At 60.6% G+C, this 19,004-nt stretch carries 15 protein-coding genes, 2 tRNA genes and 1 pseudogene; 14 read left to right on the forward strand and 4 right to left on the reverse strand.

Annotated features, from left to right (window positions below; all coding sequences use genetic code 11):
- The 7 genes and pseudogenes from hflX to MRY17_RS26545 all read left to right on the forward strand — a co-directional run bounded on the left by hflX (position 1) and on the right by MRY17_RS26545 (position 8,339).
- A complete protein-coding gene (gene hflX, locus MRY17_RS02490; RefSeq protein ID WP_057724271.1) occupies positions 1-1,302 on the forward strand; it encodes a ribosome rescue GTPase HflX in 1,302 nt (433 codons plus the stop codon).
- 96 nt (positions 1,303-1,398) lie between these two features.
- Positions 1,399-2,574: an FtsH protease activity modulator HflK gene (hflK, locus tag MRY17_RS02495; protein WP_034117444.1), complete on the forward strand. Its 1,176-nt coding sequence runs from the start codon at positions 1,399-1,401 to the stop codon at positions 2,572-2,574.
- Entirely contained in the window at positions 2,574-3,440 is an 867-nt protein-coding gene (gene hflC / locus MRY17_RS02500; RefSeq protein WP_003188064.1) for a protease modulator HflC, read from the forward strand. The genes hflK and hflC overlap by 1 nt, the downstream gene beginning before the upstream one ends.
- A 293-nt stretch (positions 3,441-3,733) precedes the next feature.
- On the forward strand, positions 3,734-4,921 hold the full coding sequence (locus tag MRY17_RS02505; protein ID WP_181285354.1) for an ATP phosphoribosyltransferase regulatory subunit: 1,188 nt from the start codon (positions 3,734-3,736) through the stop codon (positions 4,919-4,921).
- 54 nt (positions 4,922-4,975) lie between these two features.
- Complete coding sequence (locus MRY17_RS02510; RefSeq protein ID WP_181285353.1) at positions 4,976-6,265, forward strand: adenylosuccinate synthase; 1,290 nt, start codon at positions 4,976-4,978, stop codon at positions 6,263-6,265.
- Positions 6,266-7,379: 1,114 nt separating this feature from the next.
- Positions 7,380-7,433 (forward strand): annotated as a pseudogene (locus MRY17_RS26540) (hypothetical protein); the annotation flags it as partial.
- 201 nt (positions 7,434-7,634) lie between these two features.
- Positions 7,635-8,339, forward strand: a complete 705-nt coding sequence (locus MRY17_RS26545; RefSeq protein WP_411566711.1) for a methyl-accepting chemotaxis protein — start codon at positions 7,635-7,637, stop codon at positions 8,337-8,339.
- A 91-nt stretch (positions 8,340-8,430) separates the two neighbouring features.
- On the opposite strand, the gene MRY17_RS02520 is transcribed toward MRY17_RS26545, so the two are convergent.
- The 4 genes from MRY17_RS02520 to MRY17_RS02535 all read right to left on the reverse strand — a co-directional run bounded on the left by MRY17_RS02520 (position 8,431) and on the right by MRY17_RS02535 (position 11,497).
- Positions 8,431-9,984 carry an ABC transporter permease gene (locus MRY17_RS02520; RefSeq protein ID WP_181285351.1) on the reverse strand — a complete coding sequence of 518 codons (1,554 nt, stop codon included), beginning with the start codon at positions 9,982-9,984 and terminating at the stop codon, positions 8,431-8,433.
- Positions 9,984-11,009 carry an extracellular solute-binding protein gene (locus MRY17_RS02525; RefSeq protein ID WP_243353248.1) on the reverse strand — a complete coding sequence of 342 codons (1,026 nt, stop codon included), beginning with the start codon at positions 11,007-11,009 and terminating at the stop codon, positions 9,984-9,986. The genes MRY17_RS02520 and MRY17_RS02525 overlap by 1 nt, the downstream gene beginning before the upstream one ends.
- A gap of 160 nt (positions 11,010-11,169) precedes the next feature.
- A tRNA-Leu gene (locus tag MRY17_RS02530) sits at positions 11,170-11,256 on the reverse strand.
- Between the two features lie 154 nt (positions 11,257-11,410).
- Positions 11,411-11,497: transfer RNA gene (locus MRY17_RS02535), tRNA-Leu, on the reverse strand.
- A gap of 225 nt (positions 11,498-11,722) precedes the next feature.
- Here MRY17_RS02535 and rnr point away from each other — a divergent pair.
- From rnr to dnaB, 7 genes are all read left to right on the forward strand, one after another.
- Entirely contained in the window at positions 11,723-14,353 is a 2,631-nt protein-coding gene (rnr, locus tag MRY17_RS02540; RefSeq protein ID WP_243353249.1) for a ribonuclease R, read from the forward strand.
- Positions 14,350-15,105, forward strand: a complete 756-nt coding sequence (rlmB, locus tag MRY17_RS02545; protein ID WP_057724256.1) for a 23S rRNA (guanosine(2251)-2'-O)-methyltransferase RlmB — start codon at positions 14,350-14,352, stop codon at positions 15,103-15,105. The genes rnr and rlmB overlap by 4 nt, the downstream gene beginning before the upstream one ends.
- A gap of 311 nt (positions 15,106-15,416) precedes the next feature.
- Entirely contained in the window at positions 15,417-15,839 is a 423-nt protein-coding gene (gene rpsF, locus MRY17_RS02550) for a 30S ribosomal protein S6 (protein ID WP_003236224.1), read from the forward strand.
- Between the two features lie 28 nt (positions 15,840-15,867).
- Positions 15,868-16,098, forward strand: a complete 231-nt coding sequence (rpsR, locus tag MRY17_RS02555) for a 30S ribosomal protein S18 (protein ID WP_002551829.1) — start codon at positions 15,868-15,870, stop codon at positions 16,096-16,098.
- 36 nt (positions 16,099-16,134) lie between these two features.
- Positions 16,135-17,028, forward strand: a complete 894-nt coding sequence (locus tag MRY17_RS02560) for a hypothetical protein (protein ID WP_181285348.1) — start codon at positions 16,135-16,137, stop codon at positions 17,026-17,028.
- A gap of 18 nt (positions 17,029-17,046) precedes the next feature.
- Positions 17,047-17,493 carry a 50S ribosomal protein L9 gene (gene rplI, locus MRY17_RS02565; RefSeq protein WP_003171376.1) on the forward strand — a complete coding sequence of 149 codons (447 nt, stop codon included), beginning with the start codon at positions 17,047-17,049 and terminating at the stop codon, positions 17,491-17,493.
- 110 nt (positions 17,494-17,603) lie between these two features.
- Complete coding sequence (gene dnaB / locus MRY17_RS02570; protein WP_003188079.1) at positions 17,604-19,001, forward strand: replicative DNA helicase; 1,398 nt, start codon at positions 17,604-17,606, stop codon at positions 18,999-19,001.
- Positions 19,002-19,004 lie beyond the last annotated feature (3 nt).

Raw genomic sequence — 19,004 nt, forward strand, 5'->3', positions numbered from 1 at the left:
TTGTTCTTTGAGCGCCACGGTGGTGGTGAGCGAGTGATCCTCGTTCACTTGGATGGACAGGACCCTGAGGCGCGCGAAGATCCGCAGGAGTTTCAGGAGTTGGCAAATTCGGCCGGCGCCGAGACCGTTGCGTTTTTTAACGTGCCGCGTCATCGGCCAACCGCCAAATACCTGATTGGCAGCGGCAAGGTCGAAGAATTGCGCGACCTGGTCCATGCCGAAGAAGCCGATCTGGTGATCTTCAATCACGTTCTGACGCCCAGTCAGGAACGTAACCTCGAACGTGTCTTCGAGTGTCGCGTGATCGACCGTACCGGCCTGATTCTCGATATTTTCGCCCAACGCGCACGTACCCATGAAGGCAAGCTCCAGGTCGAACTGGCCCAGCTTGACCACATGAGTACGCGGCTGGTCCGCGGCTGGACGCACCTTGAGCGCCAGGGCGGCGGCATCGGCATGCGTGGTCCGGGTGAAACCCAGCTGGAAACCGACCGACGTCTGTTGCGGGTTCGCCTGCGCCAGATCAAGGGCCGCCTGGAGAAAGTCCGCAGCCAGCGCGAGCAATCGCGCCGTGGCCGTTCCCGTGCCGATATCCCGACCGTATCCCTGGTGGGCTATACCAACGCCGGCAAGTCCACGCTGTTCAATAACGTGACGAAATCGGACGTGTACGCGGCCGACCAATTGTTCGCCACCCTCGATCCGACCCTGCGCCGCCTCGATCTGGACGACCTGGGGCCGATTGTGCTGGCCGATACCGTGGGCTTCATCCGGCACTTGCCGCACAAGCTGGTCGAGGCATTTCGGTCTACGCTCGAGGAATCGAGCAATTCCGACCTGCTGCTGCACGTGATCGATGCGGCCGAGCCGGATCGCATGCTGCAGATCGAGCAGGTGATGCTGGTGCTGGGCGAGATTGGTGCCCAGGACTTGCCGATCCTCGAGGTCTATAACAAACTCGATTTGCTTGAAGGCGTCGAGCCGCAAATCCAGCGCGATGAGAATGGCAGGCCCCAGCGGGTCTGGCTGTCGGCGCGTGATGGCAGTGGTCTGGAGTTGCTTGAACAAGCCATCGCCGAGTTGCTCGGCGGCGATTTGTTCGTGGGCACCTTGCGCTTGCCGCAGCGTTTTGCTCGACTGCGTGCACAGTTTTTCGAGCTGGGCGCGGTACAGAAAGAAGAACACGACGAAGAAGGTGTCAGCTTGCTGGCCGTTCGATTGCCACGCGCGGAGCTCAATCGACTGGTCAGTCGCGAGGGTGTTGTACCGGCGGAGTTCCTCGAACAACACACTTTGCAATAAAAGCCTGAGAAAGCGGTTGTGCCGCAGTAGCAGGCATTCTGTAGCATTGGTCGGCGCGCCGTGGGTGCGTCTTTGCTTTATCAGATGGAGAGCGCTATGGCTTGGAATGAGCCGGGTGGCAACTCGAATAATCAGGATCCTTGGGGTGGTAAGCGCCGCAATAATGGCGACCGCAAGGGGCCACCGGATCTCGACGAGGCCTTCCGAAAGCTGCAGGAAAGCCTGAATGGGTTGTTCGGTGGTGGAAAAAAACGCGGTGGTGACGAGGGCGGTCGCACAAGCAAGGGCGGCGGCTATGGCCTGCTGGGCCTGGGTCTTGTCGTGCTCGCGGCCGTCTGGCTGTACAGCGCGGTCTACGTAGTGGACGAGCAGGAGCAAGCCGTGGTGCTGCGCTTCGGCAAGTATTACGAGACGGTCGGGCCAGGCCTGAACATCTATTTCCCGCCGATCGACAAGAAGTACATGGAGAACGTCACGCGCGAGCGTGCCTACACCAAGCAGGGCCAGATGCTGACCGAAGACGAGAACATCGTCGAAGTGCCGCTGACCGTGCAGTACAAGATCAGCAACCTGCAGGACTTCGTGCTGAACGTCGATCAGCCGGAAATCAGCCTGCAACACGCAACCGAAAGCGCCCTGCGCCATGTGGTGGGTTCCACCGCCATGGACCAGGTGCTGACCGAAGGTCGTGAATTGATGGCCAGCGAAATCAAGGAGCGTCTGCAACGCTTCCTCGATACCTATCGCACCGGTATCACCGTCACCCAGGTCAACGTACAGAGCGCAGCCGCGCCGCGTGAAGTGCAGGAAGCCTTCGACGACGTGATCCGCGCCCGTGAAGATGAGCAGCGTTCGCGCAACCAGGCTGAAACCTACGCCAACGGCGTCGTGCCGGAAGCCCGTGGTCAGGCCCAGCGCATCCTCGAGGATGCCAACGGTTACCGCGACGAAGTGGTCTCCCGCGCCAAGGGTGAGGCGGACCGCTTTACCAAACTGGTTGCCGAGTACCGCAAGGCGCCCGAGGTTACCCGCGAGCGTCTGTACCTGGACACCATGCAGGAAGTCTTCAGCAACACCAGCAAGGTTCTCGTGACCGGCAGCAAGGGTGGGCAGAACAACCTGCTGTACCTGCCGCTGGACAAGATGATCGAAGGTGGTCGTAGTGGCACCAGCGCGCCGTCCACCGGTTCGAATGCCGCTGCCAACGAAGCGAGCGCCCGTGCGGCCGCTGACTTGCTGCAACAGCAAACACGTACCAGGGAGAGCCGTTGATGAGCAATAAATCGCTGACCGCCCTGATTGTGGGCGTCGTCGTGGTCATCGCTGCCTGGAACTGCTTCTACATCGTCGCTCAGACCGAGCGTGCGGTGCTGCTGCAATTCGGCCGTGTGGTCCAGGCGGATGTCCAGCCGGGCCTGCATGTGAAAGTCCCCTACGTCAACCAGGTGCGCAAGTTCGACGCGCGCCTGATGACCCTGGATGCACCGACACAGCGCTTCCTGACCCTGGAAAAGAAAGCCGTGATGGTTGACGCCTACGCCAAGTGGCGCGTCAAGGATGCCGAGCGCTTCTACACTGCGACTTCCGGCCTCAAGCAGATTGCCGACGAGCGTTTGTCGCGCCGTCTGGAATCGGGCCTGCGTGACCAGTTTGGTAAGCGCACCCTGCACGAGGTGGTATCCGGTGAACGTGACGCGCTGATGGCGGACATCACCCGTTCGCTGAACACCATGGCGGAAAAAGAACTGGGTATCGAGGTGGTCGACGTTCGCGTCAAGGCCATCGACCTGCCCAAGGAAGTGAACCGCAGCGTGTTCGAACGTATGAGCACCGAGCGTGAGCGTGAAGCCCGTGAGCACCGTGCCAAGGGTAACGAGCTGGCCGAAGGTATCCGTGCGGATGCCGATCGTCAGCGCCGTGTACTGTTGGCAGAGGCCTATCGCGAGTCTGAAGAGGCTCGGGGTGATGGTGATGCTCAAGCCGCGGCGATCTACGCCAAGGCTTACGGCCAGGACCAGGAGTTCTACGCGTTCTACCGTAGCCTGCGCGCCTACCGTGAAAGCTTCGCGAACAAGACCGACGTGCTGGTGCTTGACCCAAGCAGCGACTTCTTCCGCTACCTGGAAAAGTCCAAGTAACAAGCCTGTGATTCTGTAGGGAGCACTCCGTCGGGCGGCTAAAATGCCTGGCGGGGTGATCCTTTCAGAAAACGGGTGTATGATGCGGCAGCCGGGAAATTCCCGGCTTTTTTGCGTCTGCATGTTTGATTCGGCAGGCGTGACAGGTTTTTCGAGGAAAGTGCCCGACGAGGCCGGTTACAGGTCGTTCGTCACGTCGCTCTTGCGCGTGGTTTATGCAGGCGGCGGGTATTTTCTGCTCTACTCAAGGCTCGGCCGAGGGCTGGCCGCCCGGATCTAAGGGGAATGGCGTAATGGCAACGGTAGACCGCTGGCTGCTGCCAGATGGCATCGAAGAAGTACTGCCACCAGAGGCTGCGCGCATTGAAATAGCGCGTCGCCAGGTGTTGGATCTGTTCCAGAGCTGGGGCTACGAGTTTGTCGTGACCCCCCATATCGAGTACCTGGAATCCCTGCTGACCGGCGCGGGCCAGGACCTGGATCTGCGCACCTTCAAGGTTATCGACCCGCAATCGGGCCGGCAAATGGGTTTCCGCGCCGACATCACGCCGCAAGTGGCACGCATCGATGCGCACACCCTGCGCCGCGAAGGCCCCAGCCGCCTGTGCTATGCCGGCAGCGTGCTGCATGCCCAGCCGCGTGCCTTGTCGTCTTCGCGCAGCCCGATCCAGTTGGGCGCCGAGTTGTATGGCGATGCGAGCCCAAGCAGCGACGTTGAAGTCATCAGCCTGATGCTGGCCATGCTGCAACTGGCGGATGTGCCGGACGTGCACATGGACCTGGGTCACGTGGGTATCTACCGCGGCCTGGCCCGTGCGGCCGGCTTGTCCGGCGAGGTTGAGCAACAGTTGTTCGATGCCCTGCAACGCAAGGCCATCGATGAAGTCATCGCCCTGACCGAAGGCGTGCCTGCCGAGCTGGCCGATATGCTGCGCTCGCTGGTCAACCTGTGCGGCGGTCGTGAAGTGCTGGCGGCCGCGCGTGAACGCCTGGCCAAGGCGCCTGCGCCTGTATTGGCGGCGCTGGACGACGTGCAGGCGATTGCCGAGCAGTTGTCCGCGCGTTTCCCGCAACTGCCGTTGTACTTTGATCTGGGCGAGTTGCGCGGCTACCACTACCACACTGGTGTGGTGTTCGCGGTGTTTGTACCGGGTGTTGGCCAGGCCATCGCCCAGGGTGGTCGCTACGACGACATCGGTGCCGACTTTGGTCGCGCCCGTCCGGCCACCGGTTTTTCCACCGATTTGAAAACCCTGGTGACCCTGGGGCGTGCTGAGGTCGAGCTGCCGTCTGGTGGCATCTGGATGCCCGACAGTACGGACGCGGCACTCTGGCAGCAGGTTTGTCAGTTGCGCAGTGAGGGTCAGCGTGTCGTCCAGGCCCTGCCTGGGCAACCATTGGCCGCCGCCCGTGAAGCGGACTGCGACCGGCAATTGATTCAGCAGAACGGGCTTTGGCAAGTATCGCCACTGGCTTCTTGAGTTTTCCTGCCGGCCACCGCCGGCACCAAGTTTGCGCGAATGAGGACAAGTGTTATGGGTAAGAATGTCGTAGTCCTGGGCACCCAATGGGGTGATGAGGGCAAAGGCAAGATCGTTGATCTGCTGACCGAACATGCTGCCGCCGTAGTGCGCTACCAGGGTGGTCACAACGCTGGCCACACCCTGGTCATCGATGGCGAAAAAACCGTCTTGCACCTTATCCCGTCGGGCGTGCTGCGCGAAGGCGTGCAGTGCCTGATCGGCAACGGCGTGGTGGTTGCACCGGACGCCTTGCTGCGCGAGATCGTCAAGCTGGAAGAGAAAGGCGTACCGGTGCGCGAGCGCCTGCGTATCAGCCCATCCTGCCCGCTGATCCTGTCCTTCCACGTGGCGCTGGACCAGGCCCGTGAAAAGGCGCGTGGCGAGCTGAAGATCGGTACGACCGGTCGCGGCATCGGCCCGGCCTACGAAGACAAGGTGGCACGCCGTGGCCTGCGTGTGGGCGACCTGCTCAACATGCCGCGTTTTGAAGACAAGCTGCGTGAACTGGTGGATTACCACAACTTCATGCTGGTCGGTTATTACAAAGAGCCGGCCATCGAATTTGAAAAGACCCTGGCCGAGTGCAAGGAATACGCCGAGCTGCTCAAGCCGCTGATGCTGGACGTGACGGCCGAGCTGCACGACCTGCGTCGCGCCGGCAAGGACATCATGTTCGAAGGCGCCCAGGGCTCGTTGCTGGACATCGACCACGGTACCTACCCGTATGTGACCAGCTCCAACACCACTGCCGGCGGCGTTGCCACAGGTTCAGGCGTTGGCCCGATGTTCCTGGACTACATCCTGGGCATCACCAAGGCTTACACTACCCGTGTAGGTTCCGGTCCGTTCCCGACTGAGCTGTTCGACGATGTCGGCGCCCATCTGGCAAAGCAGGGTCACGAATTCGGCGCCACCACCGGCCGTGCCCGTCGTTGTGGCTGGTTCGACGCCGTTATCCTGCGTCGCGCTATCGATGTGAACAGCATCTCGGGCATCTGCCTGACCAAGCTGGACGTGCTCGACGGCCTGGAAGCCATCAACATCTGCGTCGGCTACAAAGACGCGCAAGGCAACGATGTCGCCCCGACCGACGCTGACAGCTACGTAGGCCTGCAGCCTGTGTACGAAGAAGTGCCGGGTTGGACCGAATCGACCGTAGGTGCCAAGACCCTGGAAGAGTTGCCAGCCAACGCCCGCGCCTACATCAAGCGCGTGGAAGAGCTGATCGGCGCACCGATCGACATTATTTCGACGGGCCCGGACCGCAACGAGACCATCGTTCTGCGTCACCCGTTCGCTTAATAAGCTGTTGATGTAAAAAGCAAAGGGCTCCTTCGGGAGCCCTTTGTCGTTTCCGCCTGGCAAGCGGCACGACCCTTGCTGTATTTCCCTCTTTCGAGGTGCTATCAAATTAATGGCACCCGTGGTGGAGGGATTTCCAGTGTCTGCTGTTCTCTCGTTGTTACAAAGCCGTCTGCTGCGGCCGGTGTTCGTTACCCTAGGTATCGCTCTTTTGGTGCAAGTGCTGGTGGCCGTCGCGCTGACGCGGAGCACGGTCACTGCCCTGGAGGCCGATTTGGGCAATCGTCTGGGCATTGATAGCCAGAAGCTGTCCGGCGAATTGGCCCAGGCCGGCAAGGAAGTCACCTCGAGCCTGGATAGCCTGTCCACCAGCACTCGCCAGCGTCTGACTGCAGGGCTCTCCACGCGTCTTCAGCAAGAGCAGAAGCAATTGCGCGCGACCCTGGAAAAAGACCTGCAGGACTCCGCCAATGACATGGCGCAGTTGCTGGCTTCGGTAGCGCCGCGCGCCATGTGGGACAGCGATGTGCCGACATTGTCGGAGTTTGCCCGGCGTGCACAGCGCAATCCCAACGTGTTGTTCGTGGTGTATGACGACGCGGCGGGTGAGCATTTGACCCGTTACCTGAACCGTGAAAATCCGATCAACCAGGCCTTGTTGGCCAAGGGCGCGGGAGAGCGGGCCCTGGATAAGGTACTGGACGCGGCCAGGACGGATCCTTCGGTGTATTACGTCGAAGCCTCGATCAGTCCCAACGGCGTTGAGATCGGCAAAGTTCGCATGGGGGTCTCGACCGCATCGGTCGAGGCCGATCTGCAAGCACTGGATACCCGTTTCGCCGCGCTGATTGCCAGCGGTGATCAACTGGTCGGCGACAGCCTCAAAGGCGCAGCGGCCGATAGCGCCGCCGCCATGGGCGCGCGCCTGCAATCGGCGCAAGCCACGGCCACCCAGATGACCGCCAACACCACCAGTGCGGTTCAGGAGGCTGCCGGCACCTTGCGCTGGCGTATCGGCATGGGCCTGGCACTGGTCGGGTTTGGTGTATTGCTGCTGATTGCCATTGTGCTCGGCCGCCGCGTAGTCAACCGTCTGAAGCTGTTGATCGTCGCCATGGATGACCTGGCAGCAGGTGAGGGCGACCTCACCAAGCGTGTACAGATCAGCAGCAAGGACGAAATTGGCGACATGGCTTCGGCGGTCAATCGCTTTGTGGATAAGTTGCAGCCCATCGTGCGTGAAGCCGGTGATGTGGCCCAGCGTACCGGCGTAGAGATCGGTGCGATGACCCTGCGCAATGCCGGAGCCGATGCCGCGGCAGGCTTGCAGCGCGACGAAGTGGCCGAGAGTTTGCGTGCCCTTGAGCAAATGGCCGACGAGGCCCAGGCCGAGAGCCACGCGATGCAGGCGGCTTTGCAGCAGGTGGTGGATATTCGCCTGGCCACGGATGAGAACTCACGTACCTCGGCTGAAGTCGGCGGCTTGATCGAGGCGTTGGCAGGACAGGTTCAGGCCGGTTCCCAGGTCATCGAGCGTTTGGCCCAGCAAAGCGAGCAGATTGAAGTGGTACTGACGGTGATTCACGGCATCGCCGAGCAAACCAACCTGCTGGCGCTCAATGCGGCCATTGAAGCGGCCCGTGCTGGCGAAACCGGAAGGGGCTTTGCCGTGGTCGCGGACGAGGTGCGTGCGCTGGCGAGCAAGACTCAAAGCTCCACGGGAGACATTCAGGCGCATATCGTGGCGTTGCAGCAAGGCGCGCGTGAGGCCGTGGAAACCATCGGCAAAGCCGGGCGCCAGGCGGACGAAGGGCTACGGGTGTTGCGCGACAGCGTGCGCTTGCAGCAGACGGTACAGGCTTCGGTGGAGCAGGTGCATGCGGCGATCGGCCTGGCGACGCGTGCGGCAGAGCATCAGGCGCAAGGTGCGCATGCGGTGCGTGGGCGGGTCGAGGTGATTCATGCTCAGGCTGAGCGTGCGGCGCAGGCGGTGGTGGAGACGACGGCCAGTGGCAAGGTGCTGGATGGGTTGGCGGCGCAGTTGAAGGCGAGTCTGGGGCAGTTCAGGGCTTAGCGTTGCCTGTGCCGGCCTCATCGGGGGCAAGCCCCCTCCCACATGGGAACGCATTCCAAATGTGGGAGGGGGCTTGCCCCCGATAGCGGTCTCAGCGACTCAGATACATCCGCGTCGTAAGCAAATAAACCGGCAACCCCGACACCAGAATCAACAACGCCGCATAAGGCGCCGCCGCCGCAAACTCGACATTCGAGGTATGCGCCCACACGGCCGTCGCCAAGGTATTCAGCCCCGTAGGGCTCAACAGCAAGGTGGCCGTCAGCTCCTTCATCGCATCCAGAAACACCAGCGCAAACGCCGCCCCCAATGCCGGAAAAATAATCGGCAGCGTCACCCGGCAAAAAGCACTGAACGACGATGCGCCGAGCGTGCGCGCGGCCTCTTCCAATTGCGGCGCAGCCTTGTTCAGCGCTGTGCGAATAGGCGCCTGTGCCAACGGCAAAAACAGTAGCGCATAAGCAATCAGCAATAACGCCGACGTCTGATACAGCGCCGGCACGTAATGCAGTGCGAAATACACCAGGGTCAATGCAATCACCAGGCCGGGCAGGGCATGCAGTAGATACGGCAGGCGTTCGGCCCATATCGCCAACTGCCCTTTGTAGCGCACCACCAGCAGCCCAACCGGTACTGCCAGTACCAGGCACAGTGCGGCGCCGCCCAGCGAGAGCGCCAGGGATGACAGCAGTGCCTCACCGATCTCGGCCATCGGAAACGCAGCCGACGAACCGACTGCCAACCAATACCCGAGCATGCCCAGTGGGATGCCACTGCCAATGATCGCAAGTGCCAGGCAATACAATTGACCCAATGGCGCCCACTTGCCCAGTCGAACCTGTTCGGCATGTCGTGCTGCACCCTGGCCGATCCGCACATGACGACCCTTGCCGCGCACGCGCAGCTCCAGCCACAACAAGCTCAGGCACATCGCCAGCAGCACCGCCGAGAGCATCGCGGCATTGGCGTTGCTGAACTCCAGTTCGAACTGCTGGTAGATCGCCGTGGTGAAGGTCTGCAGGCCGATGATCGACAGGGCGCCGAACTCCACCAGCATGTGCAGGGCAATCAACAGCGCGCCGGCCAGCAGCGACGGCCACAGCAGCGGCAGGGTGACGTGCAGGAATACCCTCCAGCGGCTCAATCCCAGAGTGCGCGCCGATTCCTCCAGCGACGGGTCCAGGTTACGTAATGTCGCCGCCACCGGCAGGAACACCAGCGGATATTTGGACAGGCTCATCACCAGGATCGCGCCGCCGAGGCCTTCGAAGTTGGCGCTCAGCGACACCCAGGTGAAGCTGCTGACAAACGCCGGCACCGCAAACGGCAGGCACAGGATCACGCCCCAGATGCGCCGCCCCGGCAGGTTGCTGCGTTCCAGCAACCAGGCCAGGGACAGGCCGACCACGCCGCACACAACCGTCACGCCGACCATCAACGACAGGGTGTTGCGCAGCAGCCCGAAGACATAAGGCCGCCATAGCAGATGCACCGCCTGTGCCCAGCCGGCCTGCCAGGCCTTGAGCCCGACATACGCCAGTGGCAGCAGGCTCAGGCCAACCAGGAACAGCACCGGCAACAGCAGCCAGATTGAAGGGCGTTTGCGTCGGGGGCGAAAGCCTGCAGCGCTGGGCAATGGGGTCATCAGTTCAAGCCAACGTCACGTTCCAGTTCCAGGGCTTCTTCGGCATTGCCCAGGTCGGCAGGGGTGACTTTCGGCGGTTGCAGTTCGCTGAAAGGCTTGAGGCCACGGCTGGACTCCATGCCCTTGCGCAGCTGGTATTCGGCCGAGGTGTTGGTGATCACGCGCTGGCCTTCTTCACTGGCCATGAAGGCCAGCAGTTGCTGGGCTTCCTTGGGGTGTTTGCTGGATTTCAGCGCGGCCGCCGAAGACACCGTAATCAGGCCGCCGGCATCGCCGTCGGTGAAATAGTGCAGTTGGGAGTCGAGGTTGGTTTTTTCTTTCTTCAAGGCAAACCAGTAGTAGTTGTTCACCAGCACGGTGGCCACTTCACCGTTTTCCACGGCTTTGAGCGCAACCATATTATTGCTGTACACCTTGCCGAAGGCGCGCAGGCCGGTCAGCCATTCTTCGGCGGCTTCACGCCCGTGCAGCTTGATGATCGCCACCGCCTGTTCCTGGAGTGCGCCGCTGGTGGGCACGAAGCCAACCTTGCCTTGCCACTCGGGACCGGCGAAATCCAGCACCGATTTGGGCAGGTCCTTTTCGGCAATCAACTTGGGGTTGAAGGCGACGACGCGGGTGCGTGCGGTAACGCCCATCCAGTCGCCATTGCTGCCGACGTAATCCTTGGGCAGCACGTCAAGGGTGCTGGCATCGATCTTCGCCAATAAACCTTGCTCGCCGAGTTTGTTCAGCGGCGGCGATTCTTCGGTATAGATCACGTCGGCGGGGGAGCGCTCACCTTCTTCGACGACCTGGCTGGCCAGTTGGTTGCTACTGCCTTTGCGTACATTGACGTGAATGCCGGTCTTGGCTTCAAAGGCTTTGGCGAGCTCATCGCCGACTTCTTTGTGCTGGCCGTTGTAGAGGGTCAGGGAGATTTTTTCGGCGCAATAGGCGTTGGGGGAGAGCAGAGTCAGGCCGAGCAGGGTAAGGGTCAGGCCACGCAGAAGGGATGTCTTGAGTCGGTTATCGCGGATCATCATCCGAAGTGTTCCTCGCTTATGTGCAACAAATCACTACAAGGATAAACGATAAAGCTTCTCAAGTGCGGGATCGAGGGTGATCGCGGGGGAAAGTTTTCACGCCGATTTTTTTCAAACCCCGGAAACGAAAAAACCCGCTTTCGCGGGTTTGATCTGAATTTGGTGCCCAGGAGAAGACTCGAACTTCCACGACCTTGCGATCACCAGCACCTGAAGCTGGCGTGTCTACCAATTTCACCACCTGGGCATTATCAAGCAACGTTGCCGCTGTTGATGGGGCGAACTATACGGCGGGCGTTTTGATCTGTAAACCCCTGATTCGAAAAATATAAATCAATTTTTCCGTTAAAAATCAAAGGCCTGAAACGAAAAAACCCGCTTTCGCGGGTTTGATCTGAATTTGGTGCCCAGGAGAAGACTCGAACTTCCACGACCTTGCGATCACCAGCACCTGAAGCTGGCGTGTCTACCAATTTCACCACCTGGGCATTATCTGACAACGTTGCCGTCGTCGATGGCGCGCACTATACGGAGCGACATTTGCGCTGTAAACCCCTGCCATGAAAAAAGCCTGGAAAATTTCGCCAATGGTCGTGCAAGGTGCGCGCCGGGGGCTGCAAAGGGCTTTAAAAGGCTTGATGACGTCTGAAATTTCCCGTTTCAATACGCGTATGCCAAACTAACCCGCATATAGACAAGGTGAAAACTCTCTAATGGCCGATTGGCAGTCCCTCGATCCCGAGGCCGCTCGTGAAGCGGAAAAATATGAAAACCCTATTCCTAGCCGCGAACTGATCCTGGCGCACCTCGCCGATCGTGGTTCGCCTGCTAGCCGCGAGCAGCTGGTTGAAGAGTTCGGTCTGACCACCGAAGACCAGCTCGAAGCCCTGCGCCGCCGTCTGCGTGCGATGGAGCGCGATGCTCAGTTGATCTACACCCGCCGTGGCACCTACGCGCCGGTCGACAAGCTTGACCTGATCCTGGGCCGCATCGCCGGCCATCGGGACGGCTTCGGCTTCCTGATCCCGGATGACGGCAGTGACGACCTGTTCATGAGCCCGGCGCAGATGCGCTTGGTGTTCGACGGCGACCGTGCCCTGGCGCGTGTTTCCGGCCTGGACCGTCGTGGTCGTCGCGAAGGCGTGATCGTCGAAGTGGTGTCCCGCGCCCACGAATCCATCGTCGGCCGTTACTTCGAAGAAGGCGGTATCGGCTTCGTTGTGCCGGACAACCCGAAGGTCCAGCAGGAAGTGCTGATCACCCCGGGCCGCAATGGCGCCGCCAAGGTTGGCCAGTTTGTCGAGGTGAAAATCACCCACTGGCCGACTGCGCGCTTCCAGCCTCAGGGCGATATCGTTGAGGTGGTCGGCAACTACATGGCGCCGGGCATGGAAATCGACGTGGCGCTGCGCACCTACGATATTCCTCACGTCTGGCCGGATGCCGTGCTCAAGGAAGCCGCCAAGCTCAAGCCGGAAGTTGAAGACAAGGACAAAGAAAAACGCATCGACCTGCGCCATCTGCCGTTCGTCACCATCGACGGCGAAGATGCCCGCGACTTCGACGATGCGGTTTACTGTGAAGCCAAGCCGGGCAAGCTGCGCCTGTTCTCCGGCGGCTGGAAGTTGTATGTCGCGATTGCCGACGTGTCCAGCTACGTGAAGATCGGTTCGGCCCTGGATAACGAGGCCCAGGTGCGCGGCAACTCCGTGTACTTCCCTGAGCGCGTGATCCCGATGCTGCCCGAGCAGCTGTCCAACGGCCTGTGCTCGCTGAACCCGAAAGTCGACCGTTTGGCCATGGTGTGCGAGATGACCATCTCGAAAACCGGCGAAATGACCGACTACCAGTTCTATGAGGCGGTGATTCACTCCCAGGCGCGCCTGACCTACAACAAGGTCAGCACCATCCTGGAAACGCCGAAGACCAGCGAAGCCAAGGCCCTGCGCAGCGAATATGCCGATGTGGTCCCGCACCTCAAGCAGCTTTACTCGCTGTACAAGGTGCTGCTGGGCGCCCGTCACACCCGTGGCGCGATCGATTTTGAAACCCAGGAAACCCGGATTGTCTTCGGTTCCGAGCGCAAGATCGCTGCCATCACCCCAACCACCCGTAATGATGCGCACAAGCTGATCGAGGAATGCATGCTGGCGGCCAACGTGGCCACTGCGGAATTCCTGAAGAAGCACGAGATTCCTGCGTTGTACCGCGTCCACGATGGTCCGCCGCCGGAGCGCCTGGAAAAACTGCGCGCCTTCCTCGGTGAACTCGGCCTGTCCCTGCACAAAGGCAAGGATGGTCCGACGCCGAAGGACTACCAGGCATTGCTCGCAAGCATCAAGGACCGTCCGGATTACCACGTGATCCAGACCGTGATGCTGCGCTCGTTGAGCCAGGCGGTGTACAGCGCCGATAACCAGGGTCACTTCGGCCTCAATTACGAGGCGTACACCCACTTCACCTCGCCGATCCGTCGTTACCCGGATTTGCTCACGCACCGGGCGATCCGCAGCGTGATCCATTCCAAGCAGAACACCCCGCACGTCAAGCGCGCCGGTGCCATGACCATTCCGAAGGCACGGATCTATCCGTACGACGAAGCGGCCCTTGAGCAGTTGGGCGAGCAGTGCTCGATGAGCGAGCGCCGCGCCGACGAAGCCACCCGCGATGTGGTGAACTGGCTCAAGTGCGAGTTCATGAAGGACCGCGTGGGCGAGTCGTTCCCGGGTGTGATCACCGCCGTGACCGGCTTCGGCCTGTTCGTCGAACTGACCGACATCTACGTCGAGGGCCTGGTGCACGTCACCGCCTTGCCGGGTGACTACTACCACTTCGATCCTGTGCACCACCGCCTGGCGGGCGAGCGCACCGGTCGCAGCTTCCGCCTGGGCGATACCGTGGAAGTTCAGGTCATGCGTGTCGACCTGGACGAGCGCAAGATCGACTTCGGCATGCCTGACAAGCCCGCAGAGCCGGCTGGCCGTAAAAAGCGTGGCAGCGAAACCGCAGCGCCGGCTTCCAAAGGCAAGGCTTCCGGCACGAAGACGGCTACCGAGCCTGCACCTGCCAAGACCGGGCGTCGTTCTTCGGCCAAGGACAAGGCCCCTGAGGCCTACCGCCCAAGCGATGCTGCGGCGAAAAATGCCGAGCTGCGCAAGAGTCGCGAGCTGAAGCAGCAACTGCTCAACGAAGCCAAAAGCGGTGGTAAAGCGGCGTCTGGGGGAAAGTCCCAAGGGGCGGAAAAACCGTCGAGCAAACCGAGTAAACACCGTAAAGGCCCGCCTAAAGCGGGTTCGGCCCCTGCGAAAAGCGGCGGGTCGCGCAAACCTAAGGCCAAGTCATGAGTCTGGAAAAAATCTACGGCGTGCACGCCGTAGAAGCACTGCTGCGTCACCACCCCAAGCGCGTCAAGCAAGTGTGGCTGGCGGAAGGTCGCAGCGAGCCACGCGTGCAGGCGCTGGTCGAACTGGCCACCCAGAACAAGGTTGCCATCGGCCAGGCTGAGCGCCGTGAAATGGATGTGTGGGTAGAAGGCGTTCACCAGGGCGTGGTTGCCGATGTCAGCCCGAGCCAGGTGTGGGGCGAAGCCATGCTCGACGAGCTGCTCGACCGTACCGAAGGCGCGCCGTTGTTGCTGGTGCTGGACGGCGTGACCGATCCGCACAACCTCGGCGCCTGCCTGCGTTCGGCGGATGCGGCCGGCGCGCTGGCGGTGATCGTGCCTAAAGACAAGTCGGCCACCCTCACGCCGGTCGTGCGTAAAGTGGCCTGCGGCGCGGCGGAAGTGATTCCACTGGTGGCCGTGACCAACCTGGCGCGCACCCTGGAGAAGCTTCAGCAGCGCGGCCTGTGGATTGTCGGCACGGCAGGCGAAGCCGAAGTCAGCATCTACGACCAGGACCTCACCGGCCCGACCATCCTGATCATGGGCGCCGAAGGCAAGGGCATGCGTCGCTTGACCCGCGAGCATTGCGATTACCTGGTGCACCTGCCGATGGCCGGCAGCGTCAGCAGCCTGAACGTGTCGGTGGCGACGGGCGTATGCCTGTTCGAAGCCCGGCGTCAGCGCGGTGCCAAGGCCAAGGCCAAGAAGTAATTCTAAGCTTGATATAGCAGCAAAATGTGGGAGGGGGCTTGCCCCCGATAGCAGTGTGTCAGCTAAACATTAGTTGACTGATACACCGCAATCGGGGGCAAGCCCCCTCCCACATTTAATTTTGTGGTGTTTGGGAGATTGTTCAAATAATCACCAATCACCTTGCGCCCGTTCTCCCCCTTCTCTACAATTGCGCCCCTTGCCCACCTGGCAGGCACGCATGTGCCTCCCCTGCGGCAAGATCCATAAGTGTCATTCACTCCTTGTCTGACCGTTTTTGAGCGGCAGGCTACAACCCGTAAGGAGCATTCATGCGTCATTACGAAATCATCTTTTTGGTCCACCCGGATCAAAGCGAGCAAGTCGGCGGCATGGTTGAGCGTTACACCAAGCTGATCGAAGAAGACGGCGGCAAAATCCACCGTCTGGAAGATTGGGGCCGTCGTCAACTGGCCTACGCAATCAACAATGTTCACAAGGCTCACTACGTGATGCTGAACGTTGAATGCACCGGCAAGGCCCTGGCCGAGCTGGAAGACAACTTCCGCTACAACGATGCAGTGATCCGTAACCTGGTCATCCGTCGCGAAGAAGCCGTTACCGGCCAATCCGAGATGCTCAAGGCTGAAGAAAACCGCAGTGAGCGCCGTGAGCGTCGCGACCGTCCTGAGCACGAAGGCGCTGATAGCGCTGATAGTGATGACAGCGACAACAGCGATAACGCTGACGAGTAATCCACGGACCTTTTAAGGAGCCTATCAAATGGCACGTTTCTTCCGTCGTCGTAAATTCTGCCGCTTCACCGCTGAAGACGTGAAAGAGATCGATTACAAAGATCTCAACACTCTGAAAGCCTACGTATCCGAGACCGGCAAAATCGTTCCAAGCCGTATCACCGGTACCAAAGCACGTTATCAGCGTCAGCTGGCCACCGCTATCAAGCGCGCCCGCTTCCTGGCCCTGCTGGCCTACACCGACAGCCACGGCCGCTGAGACCGGGCAGTCGACAAGTAGTAAGGGATTGAATGCATGCGCGCCTTAGCTGAGTTCATCATGCGCGGTCGTATGCAGGCCACTCTGGTAGTGGCTGGCTGTGCGGCATTGCCGTTGCTTTATTGGTTGGGTGCTGCCGCAGGTTGCCTTGTGCTCCTGCGGCGCGGTTTGAAGGACGCCCTTGGCGTTCTTGCCCTGGGTTTGTTGCCGGCCTTGATCTGGTGGCTGCAAATGGGTGATCCACGGGTACTTCTGGTACTGCTGGGGTCATCGAGCCTTGCGTTGGTTTTACGCGCAAGTGAGTCCTGGGTCCGTACGCTGCTGGTCAGCGTGGCAGTGGGGTTGGTGTACTCAGTGATGCTTGGCGCGGCTTTCCGCCCGCAAATCGAGGCGCTGGCGCAGGAAATCGTCAAGATCCTGCCGCTGGCCCTCGGGGATCTCTACCAGCATTTGTCGGTAGATGAGCGAGCGCGTTTTGCGTCACTGATTGCGCCGGTCCTGACCGGCCTGATTGCGGCTCTGTTGCAGGTCGTCAGCGTGCTGAGCCTGATTCTTGGGCGTTATTGGCAGGCGTTGTTGTACAACCCGGGTGGTTTTGGTCGCGAGTTTCGCAGTATCAGAATCCCTGCGGGACCGGCGATGTTGCTGCTGGCGTGCATGGTTGTCGGACCGAACTTCGGTCCACAGATGGCCTTGCTGGCGCCGATTTGCAGCGTACCGCTGGTGTTTGCCGGGCTGGCCCTGATTCACGGGCTGGTGGCGCGAAAGCGCCTGGCCAGGTTCTGGCTGGTGGGGTTGTACGTCACGCTGTTGCTGTTCATGCAGCTGATCTATCCGTTACTCGTGGTCTTGGCCATTGTCGACGGCCTGATTGATTTTCGCGGACGTCTGGCGTCGAAAGATGCCGATAGCGCGAACGGTGAAGGTTAAAAGTTAGAGGATTTTCACATGCAACTGATCCTTCTGGAAAAAGTCGCCAACCTGGGCAACCTGGGCGACAAAGTGAACGTTAAGGCCGGCTACGGTCGTAACTACCTGCTGCCATACGGCAAAGCCACCGCTGCAACCGCTGCCAACCTGGCTGCGTTTGAAGAGCGTCGTGCTGAGCTGGAAAAAGCCGCAGCAGACAAAAAAGCGTCGGCCGAAACTCGCGCTGCCCAACTGGCTGAGCTGGAAGTGACTATCACTGCCACCGCCGGTGACGAAGGCAAGCTGTTCGGTTCGATCGGCACCCACGACATCGCTGATGCACTGACCGCCTCCGGCGTTGAAGTGCAGAAGAGCGAAGTTCGTCTGCCGAACGGCACCATCCGCAACGTAGGCGAATTCGACGTAGCCGTGCACCTGCACGCCGAAGTTGAAGCCACCGTACGCGTTGTCGTGGTAGCAGCTTAAGTCGCACCTAACTGACTGGCACCTCGTGTGCCAGCCGGTTAACATCGGGCACGATCCTGTTTACAGGTCGTGCCTTTTGTTTTTTTACACACCCCAAATTTCAAGTGGCCATGAACGAAATCTCCGCTCCTGAGCAATACGATCTGCAAACCGCTGCCCTGAAGGTGCCGCCGCATTCCATCGAGGCCGAACAGGCCGTGCTCGGTGGTTTGATGCTGGACAACAACGCCTGGGAACGCGTGCTGGATCAAGTCTCGGACGGTGACTTCTATCGCCATGACCACCGCCTGATCTTCCGCGCCATCGCCAAGCTGGCCGACCAGAACTCACCGATCGACGTGGTGACCCTGGCCGAACAACTGGACAAGGAAGGCCAGACCTCCCAGGTCGGCGGCCTCGGCTACCTCGGTGAACTGGCGAAGAACACGCCGTCCGTCGCCAACATCAAGGCGTATGCGCAGATCGTCCGCGAGCGCGCCACCCTGCGCCAGTTGATCGGCATCAGCACTGAAATCGCCGACAGCGCCTTCAACCCCGAAGGTCGCACCGCCGCTGAGATTCTCGACGAGGCCGAGCGCCAGATCTTCCAGATTGCCGAAGCCCGCCCGAAAACCGGCGGGCCGGTCAGCGTCAACGACCTGCTGACCAAAGCCATCGACCGTATCGATACCTTGTTCAACACCGATGCTGCGATTACCGGTATTTCCACCGGGTACACCGACCTCGACGAAAAGACCAGCGGCCTGCAGCCGTCCGACTTGATCATCGTCGCCGGCCGTCCGTCGATGGGTAAGACCACCTTCGCGATGAACCTGGTGGAAAACGCCGTACTGCGCAGCGACAAGGCGGTGCTGGTGTACTCCCTCGAGATGCCGGGCGAATCGCTGATCATGCGTATGCTTTCGTCCCTGGGCCGTATCGACCAGACCAAGGTGCGTTCCGGCCAATTGGAAGACGACGATTGGCCACGCCTGACTTCGGCGGTCAACCTGCTCAACGACCGCAAGCTGTTCATCGATGACACCGCCGGTATCAGCCCTTCAGAGATGCGCGCACGTACCCGCCGCCTGGTGCGTGAACACGGTGACATCGCCCTGATTATGATCGACTACCTGCAGTTGATGCAGATCCCGGGTTCGAGCGGCGACAACCGCACCAACGAGATTTCCGAAATCTCCCGTTCCCTGAAAGCCCTGGCCAAGGAATTCAACTGCCCGGTGGTGGCGCTGTCCCAGCTCAACCGTTCCCTGGAACAACGCCCCAACAAGCGCCCGGTGAACTCCGACTTGCGTGAATCCGGAGCCATCGAGCAGGACGCCGACGTGATCATGTTCGTGTACCGCGACGAGGTGTATCACCCCGAAACGGAACACAAAGGCATTGCCGAAATCATCATCGGCAAGCAGCGTAACGGCCCCATCGGCTTTATCCGCCTGGCGTTCATCGGCAAGTACACGCGCTTTGAAAACCTGGCGCCGGGCAGTTATAACTTCGACGACGACGAGTAACGA

This window comes from Pseudomonas orientalis, from assembly GCF_022807995.1.
Taxonomy (GTDB): domain Bacteria; phylum Pseudomonadota; class Gammaproteobacteria; order Pseudomonadales; family Pseudomonadaceae; genus Aquipseudomonas; species Aquipseudomonas orientalis_B.